The following is a 19,288-nucleotide window of genomic DNA, read 5'->3' on the forward strand; positions in this document are numbered from 1 at the left end:
GCGGGCCGGTTCACACGGTGAACGCGGTGACCGCGTCCACGACGCGGGCCACCTGCGCGTCGGTGAGATCCGGCCAGAGCGGCAGGCGCAGCACGGTCGCGGAGAACTCCGCGCTGCGGACGCAGGCGCGCGGCGTGCGGCCCAGCTTGAATCCGGCGGGGCTGGAATCCAGCGGGATGTAATGGAACGGCGCGGAGATCCCTCGCGCGGCGAGGTGGGCGATCAGGTCGTCGCGGCGGCGCTCGTTCGGGGTCCGCAGGTAGTACAGGTGCGCGGTGTGCTCGCGATCGGCGGGCACGGACATCAGGCGCACGTCGTTGCGCGCGGCCCAATCCGGCAGCGCGGCGGCGTAGGCGTCCCACACCCGGTGGCGTCCGGCCTGGATGGCGTCGAACTCGTCCAGTTGCGCGTCGAGCACGGCCGCGTTCAGCTCGCTGGGCAAGTAGCTGGAGCCGATGTCCTGCCAGGAGTACTTGTCCACGGCGCCGCGCAGGAACCGGGCCCGGTCGGTGCCCTTCTCCCGGATGATCTCGGCGCGCGCCATCAGGATCTCGTCGGTGAGCAGCAGCGCGCCGCCCTCGCCGCAGTGCACGTTCTTGGTGTCGTGGAAGCTGAGCGTGCCCATCGTGCCGATGGTCCCGAGCTTGCGGCCGCGCCAGGCGCCGCCGAGCCCGTGCGCGTTGTCCTCGACGACGGCGAAACCGTGGGTGTTCGCCAGGTCGAGCAGTCCGGCCATGTCGGCGGCGACGCCACCGTAGTGGATGACCACCACGGCCTTCGTCCGCTCGGTGACCACGGCGGCCACCGATTCCGGGTCCAGATTGCCGGTGGCCGGATCGATGTCGGCGAACACGCAGGTGGCGCCGCGCAGCGCCATCGAGGTGGCGGTGGAGGTGAAGGCGAAACTGGGCACGATCACTTCGTCGTCCGGGCCCAGTTCCAGCAGCAGGCCCGCCATCTCCAGCGCGGACGTGCACGAGGTGGTGAGCAGGGCGTGCGGCGCGCCCGTGATCGCCTTCAGCTTCGCGGTGGCCGACGCGGTGAACTGCCCGTCACCGTGGCTGTGGTCGGAGGCGAGCACGGCCTCCAGATTCGCAAGTTCCCGGCGCGCCCGGTACGGACGGCTGAAGATGACGCGGTCAGTGCTCAACCCGGTCGGTCCCCCTGCTGGCGGTGGTCGCGGTCAGTTCCGAAGCTTCCGCCGGACGCGGCGTCGGCGTCTCGACGGTGAGATAGAGGGGTTTGCCCACCAAGATGTGCAGGGCCACGCCCAGATACTCGGCGATGAGCCCGAGTGAGAACAGGATGGCGCCGGAGCACAGCAGCAGCACCACGATGGTGGATGCCCAGCCTTCCGGCGCCCAGCCGTCGGTGGTCAGCGCCTCGAACACCACCACGGCGGCCATCACGCCGCCGGCCAGCGCCAAGGTGACGCCGAGCAGGCTGACCAGCCGCAGCCCGCGGGTTCCGCTGCACAGCACCATCTTCCAGAACAGCGAGAACAGCCTGCGGTAGTTGTAGCCGGATTCCTCCCTGCCCTCGGCGCGCAGCACCACCGGCGCCTGCGCGACGGCGCCGACCACCCAGGTCAGCGCGACGTCGAGGTAGACGCCGTTGGACGCGACCTCGGCCAGTTGCCTGCCGATGTCCCCGCGGATCAGCCGGTAGCTTTCGAACCGGGTGGAATCCGGGAACGCGAACAGCGTCGCGAGCACCAGTTTGGCTCCGCGCGAGGTCAGATTGCGCAGGAATCCGTGCGGCCTGGTGTTGCTCGGCTTGGAGTACACCAGATCGGCGCGCTGCGCCAGCGCCGTGTCCAGGAACGTGCTGATGAAGCGGGGATCGTGCTGGCCGTCCTCGTCCATGGTGACGATCCAGTCACCGGCGGCGGCCGACATCCCGGCGATCGTCGCGGCATCCTGGCCGAAGTTGCGGCTGAGCCAGACGGTGCGCACGGTGGGATAGGTCTGTTGCAGTTCCTGCAGTACCACGTCGGAGCGGTCCGGGCCGTGGTCGTGCACCAGGATGATCTCGGAGACGGTGAACGTGGTGCCGCCCGCGGTCTCGGTGGCGCGGGTGAGCTCGTGCAGCTCGGCGACCAGACCGGCGATCGTGTCCTCGCCGCGGTACACCGGCACGACCACCGACACCGTGTGCGGCCGGTCCACGCCGGGCCGTGCCGGGTCACCGTTCGTCGCCGGGGCGCCGGAACGGAGTGTGCGGGCGGGGGTGATCGGCATCAGCTGGATCGACTTTCGATGACGGTGCGTGCCGGTACTCGTGGCAGAACTGCGGAGCCCGAACCGGTGTGGACTCTAGCACGGTGGGCGCGGCGGCCACCGGAGCAGCTGATCATGCCCTCATCTTGGCGGCGTCCGCGACCGATGCCAAGCCGGGAGCCGCCCTGTAGGGTTTGGAACTCGTGACGGACAGTGCAGTGCTCGACTCGCCGCCGGATGCCTATTCGCGGCGAGATGTCTACCGGTGGGGGGTCATCACCGCGCTCGGAGTGGTCGCGGGTTACCTCGCTGTCCTGCTCGCCAACGCCAGGCATTTCTTCACCGACGACACCGAGTCCCAGTACACCTCGCTGTGGGTCGGCTTGGGCCGTGCGCTGCGCGCGGGCGATTTCCCGGTCATGGTCCCCGAGCACTGGATGGCCGGCAACAACACCATGGACGACGCGGGCCTGTTCAACCCGCCGCAGCTGCTGATCGATCTGATCGCGCCCTCGGTGGACAACGTCGCGTTGTACGCCACCGTCGTGAAGCTGATCTTCTCGATCATCGCCGCGCTCGGCGTGTACCGGATCTGCCTCGTCTACGGCGGGCGGCCGGCGTGGTCGGCGGTTGCGGGTGTCGCGCTGCCGCTGTCGGGCTTCTTCCTGTTCTTCGACGAAGCCAGCTGGATGACCGCGCTCACCGGCACGGCGTGGATGGTGCACGCCTGGGCGGCCTCGGTGCGCTACACGCGAGGTCTCGGCGGGCCCGTTCCGGTCTTCGTCTACCTGTATCTGACGATTTCGACGCAGTACATCTTCCCCGCGGTCGAAGCGGTGCTGATGCTGCTGGCCGTGGCCGTAGGCGAGCTGGTGTACCAGCGCAAATGGCAGCCGGTGCTGCGGCTGGCGCTCGCGGCGGGCTGCGCCGGGCTCGCGGGCCTGCTGACCTTCCTGCCCTCGATGCTGTCGGCGAAGGTGACCTGGCGCGGCACCGCGCAGATCAACAACGACCAGTTCCTCACGGTGCCGTGGTCGGAGTCGCTCAACGCCAGCCTGCCCAGCTCGCTGCCCGCCTTCACCTCGTGGTGGGGCTACGTGCAGCCGCTACCGGTCACCTATATCGCCTGGTTCCTGATCCCCGCCCTGGCGTTCGTCGACTGGCGGCGGGCCAAGGAAGCATGGCGGGAGCTGAGCGCGATCGCGATCTTCGCGATCATGATGCTGATGTGGACCGCGGGTCCCGGTTCCGTCGGACCGCTGCGCTGGCCCGCACGCGTGCTGCCGATGCTGGCCATCGGCCTGCTCGTGCTGGTGTGCGTGCTGCTGGGCCGTTACGGAACGTTCCGCGATCCGAAGAACCGCGGCATCGCGGCGGGCGTGCTGATCCTGCTGCTGTGGGTGCGTTCGTTCTCCGCCGACCCGCACGACGCGATCTGGCACGTGATCGCGGCGCTGGCGCTGGCGGCGCTGGTTGCGGCGGCGGTGTGGCTCGGGCGCACCAAGGGCACCGCGGCGGCGTGCGCCTTGACCATCGTCGCGATGTTCCCGATCGCCTATTTCCAGGTCGACGCCGCGCAACCCACGCCGATGTCGTGGAACCTGCCGGTGAAGCGTTCGGTGGCGAAGGACGCGTTCCCCGACTTCGCGGGAAACACCATCCAGTTGGGCGACCGCGGACTGCTGCAACCGCAGGACAAGAGCATCGAGGCCGCCTACGGCTCGCTCGTCTTCGGCAACTACGCCCGTGGACTGGAACTGAACTACGTCAACGGCTACACCCCCAGCGGCCACTTCTACTTCGGTGAGCTGCTGTGCATGCGCTGGGACGGCAGCGTCTGCCCGGACGCCTACCGCCGCATGTTCGCGCCGGAGCCGACCACCGGACGGCCGCTGGTCGACCTGATGAACCTCGACCGCGTCGTGCTGCAGCGGGCGCTGTTCCCGGACGCGCCCGGCCAGCCCGCGCCCGAGGGCTGGCAGTGGGTCGACTACCCGGGCCACGAGCGCTACATCGCCGTGCTGGAACGCGTGGGCGGGCCGATCTCGACCACGAACGGCCGCGTGACGGCGACCAAGAACGTGAGCGCGACCTCGATCTCCGAGACCGACACCACCAGCAGGGTGCGCGTCTCCTCGGCCGAGGGCGGCAAGGTGGTGTTCGCGCGGCTGGGCTGGCCGGGATATCGGGTCACACTGAACGGCAAGTCGCTTCCGATCACCACGGTCGCCAAGTCCTTCATCGCCGTCGATGTTCCCGCGGGCGCCCAGAACGCCGAGCTGGTGCTGACCTGGCGTCCGCCGGGCTGGAAGATCGGCATCGCCACGGCGGTGGCGGGGGTGCTCGGCATCGGCGTCCTGCAATGGCTGTACGTCCGTTCCCGGCGCCGCGATGAGCCGCAGGACAGCGCCGACCCCGCGCCCACCGAGCCGGATCGCGAACTGGCGGACGCCGTTTCGTGAAGACGAACACCCCTCCGGTGGCCATGGGTCCCGACGCGGTGGGCGACGGTCCCGCGGCGGGACTGCTGATGCGAGTGGTCCGGCGGCAGGAGGTCGCCTTCGCGCTGGTCGGCGCGTGCAACACCCTGCTCGGCATCGGGCTGACCGTGGCGTGGCTCGCGGTGCTCGGTGACGCGTGGCCGCCCGCCGTCGCGGTCGTGCTGGCCTACGCCGTCGGCATCGTCGTCGCTTTCGTCCTGCACCGGACGCTCGTGTTCCGGGTTCGCGGCCGGGTGCTGCGCGACTTCGCCGCCTTCGTCGTGGTGAATTCCGGTGGCTTGCTGATGAATACGGTGCTGCTGTCGCTGGCGGTCTCGGTGCTTGGCCTGCCGCGGATTCCCTCGGCCGTCGTGGTGATGGGCCTGGTCGCGGTCGCGAGTTTCTTCGGCCATCGCTACATCTCGTTCCGCCGTAACCCGCAGGCGCCGACCCAGAACGCGGCCGGATGACCCGTTCCGGACGTCATCGGCGGCACTGGCTTGCCGGAGCCGCATCGCGGTGACGGTAGGGTCTGGGACTCGTGGCCGAACGTAGCAGTCATCCTTCGCGCGAAGTCCGCACATGGGGCGTCATCACGGCGCTCGGGGTGATCGCGGGTTACGGTGCGGTGCTACTCGCCAACGCCCGGCATTTCTACACCGACGACACCGAATCGCAGTACGCCCCGCTGTGGGTGATGCTCGGCCGGTACCTGCGCGAGGGACGATTGCCCGCGATGCTCCCCGAGCATTGGATGGCGGGCAACTACACCATCGAAGAGGCCGGGCTGCTCAATCCGCCGCAACTGCTGATCGATCTGATCGCGCCCTCGGTCGACAACCTCGCGCTGTACGCCACCGTGGTGAAACTGATCTTCGCGATCGTCCTCGCGCTCGGTGTGTACCGGATCTGCCTGGCCTACGGGGCGAAAGCGCCGTGGGCGGCGGTGGCGGGCGCGGCGATTCCGTTCACCGGATGGCTGCTGTTCTTCGACGAGTCCAGTTGGATGACCGCGTTCACCGGCACCGCGTGGCTGGCCCATGCCTGGGCGTCCGGGGTGCGCTATGCCCGCGGGCGTAGCGGGCCGATCCCGACCTTCGTGTTCCTGTATCTGGCCATCTCGGTGCAGTACATCTTCCCCGCGGTGGAGGCCGGTCTGATGGTGGGCGCCGTCGCCATCGGCGAACTGGTGTACCAGAAGGCGTGGCGGCCGTCGGCGCGCCTGCTCATCGTCGCCGCCGCCGCGGCGCTGGCCGGACTGGCGACCTACCTGCCGAGCATGCTGTCGGCGAAGGTGACCTGGCGCGGCACCGCGCAGATCAACAACGACCAGTTCCTCACGGTGCCGTGGTCGGAGTCGCTCAACGCCAGCCTGCCCAGCACGCTGCCCGCGTTCAGTTCCTGGTGGGGTTACGTGCAGCCGATGCCGGTGGTCTACATCGCCTGGTTCCTGGTTCCGGCGCTGGCCTTCGTCGACTGGCGCAAGGCGCTCGGCGCGGCGCGTGAGCTCGTCGCGCCCGCGCTGTTCGCGGTGATGGCACTGATGTGGACGGCCGGTCCCGGCGCGGTCGGACCGTTGCGCTGGCCCGCGCGGGTGCTGCCGATGGTCGCGCTCGGCCTGCTGGTGCTGGTGTGCGTGCTGCTCGGACGTTTCGCCACCGTCGAGGACTGGCGGCGGCGCGGCATCGCCGCCGCGGTGCTGATCGGTCTGCTGTGGGTGCGCACGTTCTCCGCCGCGCCGCACGAAGTGATCCCGCACATCGTCGCGGCGCTCGGCGTGGCCGCGCTCGGCGCCGCCGCGGTGTGGCTCGGGCGCCGCCGCGGTGCGGTCGCCGCGTGCGCGTTGATCGTCGTCGCCGTCTTCCCCATCGCCTACCTCCAGGTGTGGGGTGCGCAACCGACCCCGATGGGCTGGAATCTGCCGGAGAATCGGTCGGAGATGAAGGCCGCGTTCCCCGATTTCCCCGGCACCACACTGCAACTCGGCGACCGGATGCTCATCCCGCCGCAGGAGCGGAATCTGCCCGGCGCGTACGGATCGCTGGTCTTCGGCAACTACGCCAAGAATCTGGAGCTGACCTACGTCAGCGGATACACCCCCAACGGGCACTACTGGTTCGGCGAGACGTTGTGCATGCGCTGGGACACCAGCGTCTGTCCCGATGCCTACCGGCGCGCGTTCGCCACCGAGCCGACCACCGGCCGCACCATCGTCGACCTGATGAAGGTCGATCGGGTGGTGCTGCATCGCGCCTTGTATCCGGACGCGCGCGACCAGCCCGCGCCGCCCGGCTGGCGATGGGTCGACTACCCCGGGCACGAGAAGTACATCTCGGTGCTGGAGCGCACCGACGGGCTGATCTCGGTGCGGGACGGCCGGATCGCGGCCACGCAGGGGGCGACGGCCACGTCGGTCGGTGAGTCGGACACGACCAGCCGGGTGCGGGTGAGTTCGCCGGAGGGCGGGCGAATCGTCTTCGCGCGGCTGGGCTGGCCCGGTTACCGGGTGACGCTGGACGGGCGCGAACTTCCTTCCACGCTGGTGGCCAAAACATTTGTCGCCGTGGATGTCCCGGCCGGCAGCTCGGGTGAGCTCGTGGTGTCGTGGCAGCCGCCGGGCTGGCGGATCGGCGTCGCGGCGGCTCTGCTCGGCCTGCTCGTCGTCGGGCTGTCGCAGTGGGCGTACCTGCGGGGCAGGCGGCGGCCGGACGCGGCGGCCGGAGCCGGGGCGTCCCCGCCCGACGCGGGCGTGCCCGCGGAAACCGACCTGGCCGACGCCGCCCGATGAGCGCGGGTGCGGCGGACGGCATCGGCGCACCGGAATCGGATGCGCGGCGTTTCGATGCCGCGGGCGCGACGACGGGCCCGGGACCCGGCGTGACGCCCGCCGCCGACCCCGGCCCGCTGCTGCGCCTGGTGCGTCGCCAGGAGATCGCCTTCGCCGTCGTCGGCATGGTGAACACGGGACTCGGCATGGCGCTGACGGTGCTGTGGCTGGCGGTGCTCGGCGACCGGGCGCCCGCCGCGCTCGCGCCCGCCCTGGCCTACTCGGTGAGCGTGGTCGTGGCGTTCGTCCTGCACCGGACCCTGGTGTTCCGGGTCCGGGGGCGCGCGGCGCGGGATTTCGTCGCGTTCGTCGCGGTGAACTCCGGCGGACTGGTGCTGAACATGGTGCTGCTGCAACTGGGCGTCTCGGTGCTGCATCTGCCGAGCATCCCGTCGGCGGTCGGGGTGATGGCGCTGGTGGCGGGGGCCAGCTTCTTCGGCCATCGCCACATCTCGTTCCGCCGGACATCCGCTGCCGGTGCGGACGGTTCTCGCTCCGGCCCGGCCGGAAGGTAGGTTCCTGGTATGCCTGAGCACACCACCCTGGACGCCACACTGCTGAGTCTGCTGGCCTGCCCGCAGGACAAGGGCCCGCTGCGGCTGGTTCGCGCCGCCGACGGCAGCGAGTCGCTCTACAACCCGCGCCTGCGCCGGGCATACCCGATCGAGAACGGCATCCCGGTGCTGCTCGTCGACGAAGCCAGGGACGTCACCGACGCCGAGCACGAAGCGTTCATCGCCCAGAGCGACGCCTGACCCTCTCCGCACCGACATTCCCTTCCGCTCACGACTCGCCCGCCGTGCGGCAACGGATGCGTCACGGTCGTTTTGCGTCCATTGACCGTTCTGAGCCGGGTCCGCCATGATCATTTGCACTTCGAGACGGTCAACTCGCTCCAGTCAAGGGGCGTTGCGGCCGACCTGATCAGCGCACCGGTGGCGTATGAGAGAGAGGTCGGGAACGTCATGAGCGATTCGCGTTTACGGAACTGGACGGCTCGATGCGCGATCGCCTGCGCGGTGGCTGCGGCGGGATTCGCCGCGGCGCCGGCGCAGGCCGAGCCACTGTGGCCGGGCGGCCCGGATGTCCCCGGTATGCCAGCGCTTATTCCACCCCCGCCGCCCGCGCCGGTCGTGGCGCCGTGTTCGACAGCGGCCCGTGCGTGCATGCGATTGTCGACGAATGAAGCCTGGCTGATGGACGGGGGCAAGGTGGTCTACGGCCCGACGCCGATCTCGCACGGGATGCCGGGATACGAGACGCCGCCGGGAGTCTTCCACGTCTCGTTCAAGAAGGAGTTCCACTGGAGCACCATGCACAACGCTCCCATGGAGTACGCGACCTTCTTCAACGGTGACATCGCCTTCCATGTGGGCCCGATCGAGAAGCAGTCGCACGGCTGCGTCCGGATGACCTACGAGGGGGCCAAGGCGTTCTACGAGTACTTGTGGCCGGGTGACGTCGTCGAAGTCGTGGAGTGACGGCCCCGGTGTCCGGCGGTGATCGTCGCGGTCACCCGGACGCCGGGCCCGGCCCGATGTCTCCGGTCAGATAGCGCTGCAGCGTCGGGCCCACCGCGGTGACCAGATCATCCGCGGGCATCGAGGCAAGCGGTTCCACTCCGACGATCTTGCGGCCCACCAGCACGCCGATCATCTGCGAGGCGACCAGACCGATCCGGACGCGTCCGTCGTCCTCCGGAGTGGCGATCCGCTTGCGCACGCGTTCCAGCACGACTTCCAAGAGGAACGCCCTGGCCAGCGACAGATCATGGCTGCCGGCCAGGATGCTGCGCACCATCGCGACCACGCCGGCACCCGCGGGAGAATCCCAGACGGCGACCACCGTTCGGAGAATGGTCTCGCCCAACCGGTCCAGCGGTGCGGCCTCGATGACGCGCAGGGTCGTCTCCGGGTCGACCGGCAGCTCCACCACCGCGGCGAAAAGCTGTTGTTTGGTGCCGAAATAGTGGTGCACCAGGGCCGGATCGACCCCGGCGTCGGTGGCCACGGCGCGCACCGAGGTCTTGTCGAACCCCGCGTCGGCGAATCGGGCGCGGGCGGCCGCGAGGATGGCCTCGCGGGCGCCCGACTGCCCCGGTCGGCGGCCGGTGCGAGCGGGTCGCTCGGTGCCGCCGGAGCCGTTGGCTGCCGTCATGCGGTCCGCCGTCGTAGCGTGGCCGCGCCCAGGCACAGGGCGACGATCGCGAACCCGGCCACGATGGCCAGATCGCGCCACATCGCGCCGGTGACCTCGGGATGCGTCGAAACCTGTTGCAGCGCGTCGACCGCGTAGCTCAACGGCATCACGTTGCTGATCACCTCCAGCCAATCCGGCAGCTGGCCGCGGGGAACGAGCAAGCCGCACAAGAAGATCTGCGGGGCGACCACGACCGGCATGAACTGTACGGCCTGGAATTCGGTGCGGGCGAACGCGCTGGCCAGCAGACCGAGTGCCACTCCGCACACCGCGTCCACCACCGCGATCAGCACCACCCACGCCGGGCTGCCCGCCGACCCGAGCCCGAGCAAACCGAAGGAGACCAGGCAGGCGACGGTCGCCTGCGCGGCGGCGGCCAGCGAGAACGCGGTGCCGTATCCGGCGAGCAGATCGAGTTTCGTCAGCGGCGTCGACAGCAGCCGCTCCAGCGTGCCCGAGGTGCGTTCGCGCTGCATGGCGATCGCCGTGATCAGGAACATCACGATGAACGGCAGGATGCCGAGCATGCTGATGCCGACGCGGTCGAACAGCGAGACGGGGTCGAGCGGGTTGGTCGGAGTGTCCTTGTAGATGAAATACAGCAGCGCCATCAGCAGGGCGGGCACCACCAGGATCATGGCGACGGTGCGGTGGTCGTTGCGCAGCTGCCGCAGGATGCGGCCGGTCGTCGCGGCGTAGGGGCGCAGTGTCGGCGTCCGCCGGGGTGCGGCTCGGGATACGGCGGTCATGCGTTCTGTCCCATCGTGATGAGGGTGAGGAAGGCGGTCTCCAGGTTCTGCTCACCGGTCCGCGTGCGCAGTTCGTCGGGACTGAGCTGGGCGAGCAGCTGCCCCTCGCGCATCAGCAGCAGCCGGTCGCAGTGCTCGGCCTCGTCCATGACGTGGCTGGACACCAGCAGCGTCGTCCCGTTCGCGGCCAGTTCGTGGAACTGCTTCCACAGCTCGACGCGCAGTACGGGATCCAGGCCGACCGTCGGCTCGTCCAGCACCAGTAGCTGGGGCTGGGCGACCAGCGCGCAGGCGAGCGAGGCCCGCGTCTTCTGGCCTCCGGACAGCTCGTCGCCGCGCTGGTGGGCGTGGTCGGCCAAGCCGACCGCCGTGATCGCGTCGTCCACGTCGGCCCGGTCGCGGCCGTAGAGCGCGGCGAAGTACGCGACGTTCTCCCGGACGCTGATGTCGTTGTAGATGCTCGGCGCCTGCGTGACGTACCCGATGAGGTGGCGCAGCGCGGGCGAGCCCGCCGGGTGGCCGAGCGCGGTGACCTCACCTGATTCGACGATCTGTGTGCCGACGATGCTGCGCATCAGCGTCGTCTTGCCGCACCCGGACGGACCGAGCAGCCCGGTGATCGTGCCGCGCGGGATGGTCAACGAGACGTCGTGCAGGACTTCGCGGCCGCCGCGGTGGACCCGCAGGTCTCTGACCTCGACGGCGGGGGAGGGGATGGCTTGCGACACGGTCGCCTCAATTCATCGAGTGTTGAATTCACTATGTGATGAATTTAGCGCGGCCGCGCGGCGCCGGCAAGAGCGCCGGGCGACATCAGTGACCGTGGTGCCTCGGCGGCGTCCCTGCCGTCCGGCCCGGTTCCACGACGACGAACTGGCCCATCATTCCGAGGTCTTCGTGCCAGAGCAGGTGGCAGTGGAACATGTACGGCGCGTCCGGATCGGCCGGTCCGTCGAAGCGCATGGCCAGCCTTGCCGTGCTGCCGGGCGGCAGGAAGACGGTGTCCTTCGGGCCGTCCGAAGCCGCGGGCGCGGGGGCGTCGTCCACCGCGAGCACCCGGAATCGCACGTCGTGGACGTGGAAGTTGTGCGGCATGCCGTCGTTGTTGCGTACCACCCAGGTCTCGGCGGTGCCGCGGGTGACCGCGAAATCGATCCGGTCCATGGCCATCGGCGTGCCGTTGATCCCGGCGAGGTTCAGATCGAAATGCCGTTCCCGCACCGAGTCGCCGCCGTCCGGGGTGGTGGGAGGGGCCAGTACCGCGGGAAGTTCCGGCGCAGGCCGCAAGGTCTCGGCCGCGCGCAGTTCGAGAATGTCGAAGGTGTCGTCGCCGCCGGAGAAGCGCTGGGTCCAGAAATCGAGCCCGGCGTCGAGTTTCCCGCCGCGCAGTACGGCGCGCTCGCCCGGCCGCATCCGCACCACGATCTCGGCCCGCTCGCCCGGCGACAGCCGCAGCCGGTCCACGGTGCTCGGCCGCTCCGTCAGGCCGCCGTCGGTGGCGACGAGTGAGAACGGCCGTCCGTCGGCGAAGACGAAGGTGTAGATCCGTGCGGTCGAGGCGTTGAGCAGGCGCAACCGGACCAGTTCGTCGCCGACGTCGCGGTACGGCGCGAGCGTGCCGTTGACCATCGTCCGGTCGCCGAGGAATCCGACATCGCGGAACATCGCGTGCGTCGAGCCGAACGCCGCGCCGTCGAACCGCACGTCTTGGACGATCAGCGGCAGGTCGTTGACGCCGTAGTCGGAGGGCAGGGACGCGGCGGCGGACACCTCGTCGTCGAGCAGGAACATCCCTGCCAGCCCCCGGCGTACGTGAGCTTCGGTCGCGCCGTGCGGATGGGGGTGATACCAGAGCGTCGCGGCCGGTTGATCGATGGTCCATCGGGGCGTCCACGCCGCGCCGGGCGCCACCATCTGGTGCGGGCCGCCATCCATCTCGGCGGGCAGATGCATGCCGTGCCAGTGCACCGTGGAGGCCTCGGGCAACGCGTTGCGCACGGTGACCGCCACTTTCTCCCCGCGTCGCGCCCGCAGGGTCGGCCCGAGGTAATCGCCGTTGAAACCCCACGTCTGCGTAGCCCGGCCGGGACGGAATTCCCTCTGAGCTGTCCGCATTTCGAGTTCGAACGTCCGTATGCCGTCGGCGCTCAGCCGTGACGGCGCCAGCGGAGGAATGGCGAGTTCGTTCCGGAATTCCGTTTTCCCGGCGGCGGACACCTCCGCCCGGGCGTAGACCCACGCGACGCCACCGACGACGAGAACCGGCAATGCCGCGACGCAGACCAGAACGATGAGCAACCACCGCCGCTTGCGCGGCCGGAAATCCGAAGACATGGACCGACGGTAGAAATTGCGAGCGTGCCAACACATCCGGGACCGTCCCTATTTCGTCCCCGGTCCGGCCCTGATCTGCGTGGCACGGATATTCAGGGTGCCGGCTGACGCGCCGCCCATCTCGTGTGACCCAGAACACATATTCTGGTGTCACGTTCGAGCACGGTCAGTTGTCCCATGGTCGTCACCATCCGCCATTCCTGCCCCGGTGACCCGACCTTTGGAGCACTGCCATGAACACCGAACATCGCGTCGTCGTCCTGGGCGGCGGCTACACCGGCATGCTCGCCGCCGTGCGGCTGGCCCGGCGCACCCGCGCGCTCGACGTCCGGATCACGCTGGTCAACCCCTCGCCCCGCTTCACAGAGCGGCTGCGCATGCACCAGGTGGCCGCCGGTCAGGAGCTCGCCGAGCACCGGATTCCCGCGCTGCTGGAGGGCACCGGTATCACCTTCGTCCAGGGCTGGGCCACGGCCATCGATCCGCGGAATCAAGAGGTGACCGTCGACGATACAACGCGCCTGCCCTATGACGAATTGATCTACGCCCTGGGCAGCACCGCCGACACGAGCATCGTGCCCGGCGCCGCCGACCACGCGTTGACCCTCGACAACCCCGCCACCGCGCACCGGTTCGCCGAGCGCCTCGCCGAGGTGGCGGCGCGTGGCGGCGACATCGCGGTCTGCGGCGGCGGCCTGACCGGCATCGAGGCGGCGGCGGAGATCGCCGAGAGCCATCCCGGCGCGCGCGTCACCCTGATCAGCACCGGCGAGCCAGGGGCCATGATGGGGCCGAAAGCCCGCGCCTATCTGCACCGGGCGCTCGACCGCCTCGGCGTCACTCGCGAGACCGGCCGGGCCGTGGTCAAGGTGCTGCCCGACGCGGTCGAACTGGCCGGCGGCGAACTCGTGCACACCGACCTGACGCTGTGGACGGCGGGCGTTCGCGTGTCGCCGCTGGCCGCCAGGGCCGGCATCGAGACCGACGCGCACGGGCTGATCGTGGTCGACCCGACCCTGAGGTCGGTGTCGCACCCGGCCGTGCACGCCGTCGGCGACGCCGCCGCGGTCCGCCAAGCCTGGGGGCAGATCCACGGCACCTGCCAGAGCGGGATGCCGACCGCCGCCTACACCGCGGATCTCATCGCGCGGCAACTGCGCGGCAAGCGCGTGCGCCCGTTCCGTTTCGGGTACTTCCACCAGCCGGTCAGCCTCGGTCGCAAGGACGCGGTCATCCAGTTCACCAAGGCAGACGACAGCCCGCGCCGCGGCTACCTGACCGGCCGCGCCGCGGTCTTCTACAAGGAAACCGTCAGCAGCAGCCCGATTCCGGTCTTCGCGCTGAGCAAGCGGATGACGGTGTCGGTCACCCTGTCGAAGGGCGGCCGCGCCACCAGGAGAATTCAGCCATGACCGACCGCGCAACCGGGCAGGACCCGTTTCTCCAGCATCGGCGTCTGCTGTTCGCCACCGCGTACCGGATGCTGGGCACCGTCACCGACGCCGAAGACGTCCTGCAGGACGCCTGGCTGAAGTGGAACGACACCGACCGGTCGACGGTGCGGCAGCCGAAGTCCTACCTCGTGCGCACGGTCACCAACCTGTCGCTCAACCGGCTCACCTCGGCCAGGGCCACCCGCGAGAACTACGTGGGGCCCTGGCTGCCCGAGCCGTTGCTCACCTCACCCGACATCGCCGAGGAGACCGACTTGGCCGACACCGTCTCCACCGCGATGCTGGTGGTGCTCGAAACGCTCAGTCCCGTCGAACGCGCGGTTTTCCTGCTGCGCGAGGTCTTCGGCTATACGCACGCCGAGATCGCCGAGACCCTGGACCGGCCGGAACCGGCGATCCGGCAGATCGCCCACCGCGCCAAACGTCACGTGCACTCGCGCAGGCCGCGTTTCGACACCGACAAGGCGCAGCGCGACCACATCACCGCCCGATTCATGGCCGCGTGCTCCGGCGGCGATCTCAACGCGCTGATGGACCTGCTCGCTCCGGACGTCACATCGTGGTCGGACGGCGGCGGCGTGGTGACCGCGGCGCGCCGCCCGCTGTACGGACCCGATCACGTGGCCCGCTGGATTCTCGGCGTGCTGGCCAAGCCGATCGTCGCCGGGTTCGTATTCGAATCCGCCTGCATCAACGGTGAACTCGGCGCGCTGGTATCCATCGGCGGCACCCCGGTGGCCGCGTTCACCTACGACATCGCCGACGGACGAATCCAGAATCTGCGGTTCCAGGTCAACCCGGACAAGCTGAAGGGCCTGTCCATGGGCACCGACGCGCTCGGATGACGCCCTGCCGTTCTAGGCTCCAGCCGTGACCAACCAGAGTGCCCTGTCCGCCGATGGCGGGCAGGTGCGGGCTTCGACGCTCGAGCTGTTCTTCGATCTCGTCTTCGTTCTCACCATCACCCAGCTGTCGCATGTCTACACGCACCATCCCGGCTGGCCCGCGCTCGCGCAGGTGGCGCTGCTGTTCGGGGTGATCTGGTGGATGTACTCCGGCTACGTGTGGCTCACCAACGAGGTCGCGCCGAACAGCTCCGCCCGCCGGACCTGGCTGCTGGTAGGCATGTTCGCCTTCTTCGTCCTCGCGTTGGCGATCCCCGACGCCTTCCACGGCACCGGTATCGCCTTCGGGTTCGGGTACGTCCTGGTCACCGCTGTGCACACCGCGCTGTTCGCCTCGGCGGGCGGCGCATCGGCGGCGATCGCGATCCGGCGGATCGGTCCGCTCAACGCCTTGGCCGCCGCGCTCGTGCTCGCGGGCGGCTTCGTGCACGACTGGGCGCAATACGCCTGCTGGGCAGCCGCGTTCGCGGTGCAGGTGATCAGTCCCTACCTGGTCGATACGGGGGACTTCGTGGTGCGAGCCAGTCATTTCTGCGAGCGGCACGGGCTGGTCGTGATCGTCGCGATCGGCGAATCCATCGTCGCGATCGGCGCCGGGCTCGCCGGCGAGCGGATCACGCCGGGATTGATCGCCACCGTCGGCCTCGGCCTCTGCCTGGCCTATGTGCTGTGGTGGGCGTACTTCGGCGTCGACGACGAGCGCGGTGAGCACGCGCTGGCCGCGGTGCCGGACCGGGAACGGTCCCGGCCTGCCGTGCTGGCCTACGGCTACGCCCTGTATCCGCTGCTGGTCGGAGTCATCGTGGCGGCGGCCGGGATCCAGATGAGCATCGCCCGCGGCGGCGAAGCGAGTCCGGTCGCCGTGGCCGCCGCGCTCTCCGGCGGCGTCACGCTGTATTTCCTCGGCCAGTTCTTCTTCCGCCTGGCCCTGCGGCTGCCGCGACCCCGAGCGCGCCTGCTCGCTGCGCTCGCCGTGGCCGCCACCACTCCGATCGGCGTCTACTGGGTCGCTTGGGCGCAATTGGCCGCGATCGTGGTCGTCGGCTACGCCGCGGTGATCGCCGACGACTTGCTCACACTGCGGTCCGGCGAGCACAGCGCGTATTTCTGAATGCGCCACGGCCGGTGGTCCGATCGGCCTGGCCGGCGATTTCCGCCGGTCGTCGCGGGTTTCGGCAGGCGCGTGAGCATCGGCGAGCGCCTCACCTGCCACTCCGCCACGTCGTCGGCTGCGATCGCTCGCGCGGACGGTACGGCCGCCGGGCAACTGGGTGAACCCGGCCGTCGTCATCCCCGTCGAGGACAATGGCGGCTGTGTGTGCCCAGTCTGTCGAGGAACTCGCCATCGAACCCCCCGCCGCCGCCCGCCGTCTGCTCGGGGCGACCTTGTGGTCCGGCCCGGTCGGTGTACGCATCGTCGAAGTCGAGGCCTATGGGGGAGATCCGGCCGGACCGTGGCCCGATCCTGCGTCGCATTCCGGTCGCGGCCGCACCAAGCGCAACGACGTGATGTTCGGCCCGGCCGGTGTGCTGTACGTCTACCTGAGCTACGGCATGCACACCTGCATCAACGTGACGAGCGGACCGGACGGCGTCGCGAGCGCCGCGCTGATCCGCTCCGGTGAGGTCGTCGCGGGACTGCAGACGGCACGTGAGCGGCGTCCCAGCGCTCGATCCGATCTCGACCTGGCCCGTGGGCCGGGCAATCTCGGCAGCGCGCTGGGAATCACCCTGAGCGACTACGGCACTCCGCTGCTCGATCCGTCGTCGCCGATCCGGCTGGAGCTGAACAGCCCCGTCGCCGACGCCGCGATCGCCACCGGCCCGAGGGTCGGCGTCAGCAGCGCGGCGGATGTGCCGTGGCGTTTCTGGCTGCCGGATTCCCGCGCGGTATCGGTGTACCGGCGCAGTCCGCGCGCTCCACTGCCCACGACGCGGTCGGCCTGACGGATCACCGAAAAGGCCTTCGCCGCGGCGCCGTGGATTCGCGACCGACCACTCACCACGAAGCGCCGCGCGCCCGGACCGCGACGGCCTCCTCGCGATGCAGGTTTCGCCGGCCGACAACCAGGCCGTGCTTCGCCGGTGGTCGTTCACCGAACGACGCGAGACTCGGGCCGCGGTCCGAGTCGCGCACGATCCGGGGGGACACCTCGACTGGGTGAACCGAATTCGTTCGACGCGCACCGTCGCACGCCAGGACACCGAGGTGCACACGTGGGCCGGAACTCCGTGCGGAAAGATAGGACATCGTGAGCGGCGACATCATCGACGAACTGACCTGGCGCGGTCTGATCGCGCAGTCCACCGACCTGGATGCCTTGCGTGCGGCGGCGGCCGCCGGGCCGCTGACCCTGTATGCCGGCTTCGACCCCACCGCCGCCAGCCTGCACGCGGGCCACTTGGTGCCGTTGCTCGCGCTGAAGCGTTTCCAGCGTGCAGGACATCGCCCGATCGTGCTGGCCGGCGGCGCCACCGGACTGATCGGTGACCCGCGCGACGTCGGCGAGCGAACCATGAACTCCACCGACACCGTCGCGAACTGGGCCGAGCGGATCCGCTCCCAGCTGGAGCGCTTCGTCGACTTGAACGACTCGCCGACCGGAGCCGTCATCGTCGACAACATGGACTGGACCGGCCAGTTGACCGCCGTCGACTTCCTGCGCGACATCGGCAAGCACTTCTCGGTGAACGTGATGCTGGCGCGCGACACCATCAAACGGCGCCTGGACGGCGAAGGAATCTCCTACACCGAGTTCAGCTACATGCTCCTGCAGGCCAACGACTACCTGCAGCTGCGCCGCGACTACGGCTGCACGCTGCAGGTGGGCGGCTCCGACCAGTGGGGCAACATCATCGCGGGCGTCGAACTCAACCGCCGGGTGGACGGCGCGGCCGTGCACGCCTTGACCGTTCCCCTGGTGACCTCCGCGGACGGCAAGAAGTTCGGCAAGTCCACCGGCGGCGGCAGCCTGTGGCTCGATCCCGAGATGACCAGCCCTTACGCCTGGTACCAGTACTTCGTGAACACGGCCGACGCCGATGTGGTGCGCTACCTGCGCTGGTTCACCTTCCTGTCCCGTGAGGAACTCGACGAACTCGAGCGGGCGACCGCCGAGCGTCCGCACGCCAGGGAGGCGCAGCGCAGGCTGGCCGCGGAGATGACCACCTTGGTGCACGGCGAGGACCACACCCGCGCGGTGCAGCTGGCCAGCCAGGCCCTCTTCGGCCGGGGCGAACTGCGCGATCTCGACGAGGCGACCCTCGGCGCGGCCCTGCGCGAAGCCGCTGTCGACGGCGAAGTCGCGCAGATCAAGGCGGGCGAGCCGAACACCATCGTGGACCTGCTGGTCGCGACCGGGCTGTGCGAGAGCCGCGGCGCCGCGCGGCGTGCGGTGAACGAGGGCGGCGCCGCCGTCAACAACACGAAGGTCTCCGATATCGAATGGACCCCCGCCGAGACCGACTACCTGCACGGACGCTGGCTCGTGCTGCGGCGTGGCAAGAAGAACCTGGCGGGAGTACTGCGGGCAGGGGCATGACGATCGCGGTGGCTTGAATCACATCCGTGTGATTCAAGCCGCCGATCACACCGATCGCACGCTATCGACCTGCGGAAACGCCAAGTTGTCCAGGCGATTTGACGTAGCGTTTTCCGCCGCGTAACTTAGTCCAAGTCAGAGCGACACGGACACCAACCCGGAGCCGAAGCGAGGCGGAAACGCCGAGCGGGACCGGGAAACGAGGTAGGACGAGGAGCGCCTGTCAGCCCAGTATGACGCAGATCGACCGCGAGTCTTGACTTCGGTTGGTTGCTTGGTTAGGCTGGGAAAGTTGCCTCACAGAAGGTCCGGTCGAGTCTGGCCCGGATGTGTGTGCGTGTGTTCTTTGAGAACTCAATAGTGTGTCGATGAATGTCAGTGCCAATTATTTTTGGTTTCGGCTCTTCATACCCCCGTGTGGAGGGTCGGACATTTTTAGTCAGCTAATTTCTGGCTGGCGATTGTTTTGCTGGGTTTTCGGACTCTGGTTTTTGATCTGATTGCATCTTTCGGGGTGTGATTGTGAGTCTTCAACGGAGAGTTTGATCCTGGCTCAGGACGAACGCTGGCGGCGTGCTT

The 19,288-nt window shown here is 69.2% G+C and carries 17 protein-coding genes; 11 read left to right on the plus strand and 6 right to left on the minus strand.

Features of this window, described 5'->3' with window-relative positions:
* Positions 1 to 10: 10 nt before the first annotated feature.
* Positions 11 to 1,150, minus strand: a complete 1,140-nt coding sequence (gene rffA / locus U3653_RS26800; protein WP_195082820.1) for a dTDP-4-amino-4,6-dideoxygalactose transaminase — start codon at positions 1,148 to 1,150, stop codon at positions 11 to 13.
* Positions 1,140 to 2,240 (minus strand): glycosyltransferase family 2 protein, encoded by a 1,101-nt coding sequence (locus U3653_RS26805; protein WP_195082821.1) that lies wholly within the window; start codon positions 2,238 to 2,240, stop codon positions 1,140 to 1,142. The genes rffA and U3653_RS26805 overlap by 11 nt, the downstream gene beginning before the upstream one ends.
* Positions 2,241 to 2,509: 269 nt before the next feature.
* On the opposite strand from U3653_RS26805, the gene U3653_RS26810 reads away from it, so the two are divergent.
* The 6 genes from U3653_RS26810 (at position 2,510) to U3653_RS26835 (ending at position 9,007) form a co-directional block, all read left to right on the plus strand.
* Entirely contained in the window at positions 2,510 to 4,681 is a 2,172-nt protein-coding gene (locus U3653_RS26810; protein ID WP_195082854.1) for a hypothetical protein, read from the plus strand.
* A complete protein-coding gene (locus U3653_RS26815) occupies positions 4,678 to 5,169 on the plus strand; it encodes a GtrA family protein (RefSeq protein ID WP_435406587.1) in 492 nt (163 codons plus the stop codon). The genes U3653_RS26810 and U3653_RS26815 overlap by 4 nt, the downstream gene beginning before the upstream one ends.
* Before the next feature lie 71 nt (positions 5,170 to 5,240).
* Complete coding sequence (locus tag U3653_RS26820) at positions 5,241 to 7,487, plus strand: hypothetical protein (protein ID WP_195082822.1); 2,247 nt, start codon at positions 5,241 to 5,243, stop codon at positions 7,485 to 7,487.
* Positions 7,484 to 8,041 carry a GtrA family protein gene (locus tag U3653_RS26825; RefSeq protein WP_195082823.1) on the plus strand — a complete coding sequence of 186 codons (558 nt, stop codon included), beginning with the start codon at positions 7,484 to 7,486 and terminating at the stop codon, positions 8,039 to 8,041. Before U3653_RS26820 ends, U3653_RS26825 begins: the two co-directional genes overlap by 4 nt.
* Before the next feature lie 9 nt (positions 8,042 to 8,050).
* Positions 8,051 to 8,281 carry a Trm112 family protein gene (locus tag U3653_RS26830; protein ID WP_195082824.1) on the plus strand — a complete coding sequence of 77 codons (231 nt, stop codon included), beginning with the start codon at positions 8,051 to 8,053 and terminating at the stop codon, positions 8,279 to 8,281.
* Between the two features lie 411 nt (positions 8,282 to 8,692).
* The gene (locus tag U3653_RS26835) at positions 8,693 to 9,007 is read left to right on the plus strand and encodes a L,D-transpeptidase (RefSeq protein ID WP_324722481.1); all 315 of its coding nucleotides are present in this window, start codon (positions 8,693 to 8,695) and stop codon (positions 9,005 to 9,007) included.
* A 31-nt stretch (positions 9,008 to 9,038) separates the two neighbouring features.
* On the opposite strand, the gene U3653_RS26840 is transcribed toward U3653_RS26835, so the two are convergent.
* From U3653_RS26840 to U3653_RS26855, 4 genes are all read right to left on the minus strand, one after another.
* Positions 9,039 to 9,683, minus strand: a complete 645-nt coding sequence (locus tag U3653_RS26840) for a TetR/AcrR family transcriptional regulator (RefSeq protein ID WP_195082826.1) — start codon at positions 9,681 to 9,683, stop codon at positions 9,039 to 9,041.
* Complete coding sequence (locus U3653_RS26845; protein WP_195082827.1) at positions 9,680 to 10,474, minus strand: ABC transporter permease; 795 nt, start codon at positions 10,472 to 10,474, stop codon at positions 9,680 to 9,682. Before U3653_RS26845 ends, U3653_RS26840 begins: the two co-directional genes overlap by 4 nt.
* Positions 10,471 to 11,202 (minus strand): ABC transporter ATP-binding protein, encoded by a 732-nt coding sequence (locus tag U3653_RS26850; protein ID WP_195082828.1) that lies wholly within the window; start codon positions 11,200 to 11,202, stop codon positions 10,471 to 10,473. Before U3653_RS26850 ends, U3653_RS26845 begins: the two co-directional genes overlap by 4 nt.
* A gap of 85 nt (positions 11,203 to 11,287) precedes the next feature.
* A complete protein-coding gene (locus U3653_RS26855) occupies positions 11,288 to 12,808 on the minus strand; it encodes a multicopper oxidase family protein (RefSeq protein WP_195082829.1) in 1,521 nt (506 codons plus the stop codon).
* 233 nt (positions 12,809 to 13,041) lie between these two features.
* Here U3653_RS26855 and U3653_RS26860 point away from each other — a divergent pair, with 233 nt between their 5' ends.
* From U3653_RS26860 to tyrS, 5 genes are all read left to right on the plus strand, one after another.
* Positions 13,042 to 14,220 carry an NAD(P)/FAD-dependent oxidoreductase gene (locus tag U3653_RS26860; protein WP_195082830.1) on the plus strand — a complete coding sequence of 393 codons (1,179 nt, stop codon included), beginning with the start codon at positions 13,042 to 13,044 and terminating at the stop codon, positions 14,218 to 14,220.
* Entirely contained in the window at positions 14,217 to 15,107 is an 891-nt protein-coding gene (locus tag U3653_RS26865) for an RNA polymerase sigma-70 factor (protein WP_195082831.1), read from the plus strand. Before U3653_RS26860 ends, U3653_RS26865 begins: the two co-directional genes overlap by 4 nt.
* A 25-nt stretch (positions 15,108 to 15,132) precedes the next feature.
* Positions 15,133 to 16,278, plus strand: a complete 1,146-nt coding sequence (locus U3653_RS26870) for a low temperature requirement protein A (protein ID WP_195082832.1) — start codon at positions 15,133 to 15,135, stop codon at positions 16,276 to 16,278.
* Between the two features lie 194 nt (positions 16,279 to 16,472).
* Complete coding sequence (locus tag U3653_RS26875) at positions 16,473 to 17,114, plus strand: DNA-3-methyladenine glycosylase (RefSeq protein ID WP_195082833.1); 642 nt, start codon at positions 16,473 to 16,475, stop codon at positions 17,112 to 17,114.
* A 305-nt stretch (positions 17,115 to 17,419) separates the two neighbouring features.
* Positions 17,420 to 18,709: a tyrosine--tRNA ligase gene (gene tyrS / locus U3653_RS26880; RefSeq protein ID WP_195082834.1), complete on the plus strand. Its 1,290-nt coding sequence runs from the start codon at positions 17,420 to 17,422 to the stop codon at positions 18,707 to 18,709.
* The last annotated feature ends 579 nt before the right edge of the window (positions 18,710 to 19,288 follow it).

It is taken from the genome of Nocardia implantans (genome assembly GCF_035544775.1).
GTDB classification, from domain to species: domain Bacteria; phylum Actinomycetota; class Actinomycetes; order Mycobacteriales; family Mycobacteriaceae; genus Nocardia; species Nocardia implantans.

Coding starts and splice junctions, on each gene's coding strand:
- U3653_RS26805 (WP_195082821.1), bottom strand. CDS start 2,240: ATGCCGATCACCCCCGCCCGCACACTCCGTTCCGGCGCCCCGGCGACG.
- U3653_RS26825 (WP_195082823.1), top strand. CDS start 7,484: ATGAGCGCGGGTGCGGCGGACGGCATCGGCGCACCGGAATCGGATGCG.
- U3653_RS26830 (WP_195082824.1), top strand. CDS start 8,051: ATGCCTGAGCACACCACCCTGGACGCCACACTGCTGAGTCTGCTGGCC.
- U3653_RS26835 (WP_324722481.1), top strand. CDS start 8,693: ATGCGATTGTCGACGAATGAAGCCTGGCTGATGGACGGGGGCAAGGTG.
- U3653_RS26840 (WP_195082826.1), bottom strand. CDS start 9,683: ATGACGGCAGCCAACGGCTCCGGCGGCACCGAGCGACCCGCTCGCACC.
- U3653_RS26845 (WP_195082827.1), bottom strand. CDS start 10,474: ATGACCGCCGTATCCCGAGCCGCACCCCGGCGGACGCCGACACTGCGC.
- U3653_RS26855 (WP_195082829.1), bottom strand. CDS start 12,808: ATGTCTTCGGATTTCCGGCCGCGCAAGCGGCGGTGGTTGCTCATCGTT.
- U3653_RS26860 (WP_195082830.1), top strand. CDS start 13,042: ATGAACACCGAACATCGCGTCGTCGTCCTGGGCGGCGGCTACACCGGC.
- U3653_RS26865 (WP_195082831.1), top strand. CDS start 14,217: ATGACCGACCGCGCAACCGGGCAGGACCCGTTTCTCCAGCATCGGCGT.
- U3653_RS26875 (WP_195082833.1), top strand. CDS start 16,473: ATGGCGGCTGTGTGTGCCCAGTCTGTCGAGGAACTCGCCATCGAACCC.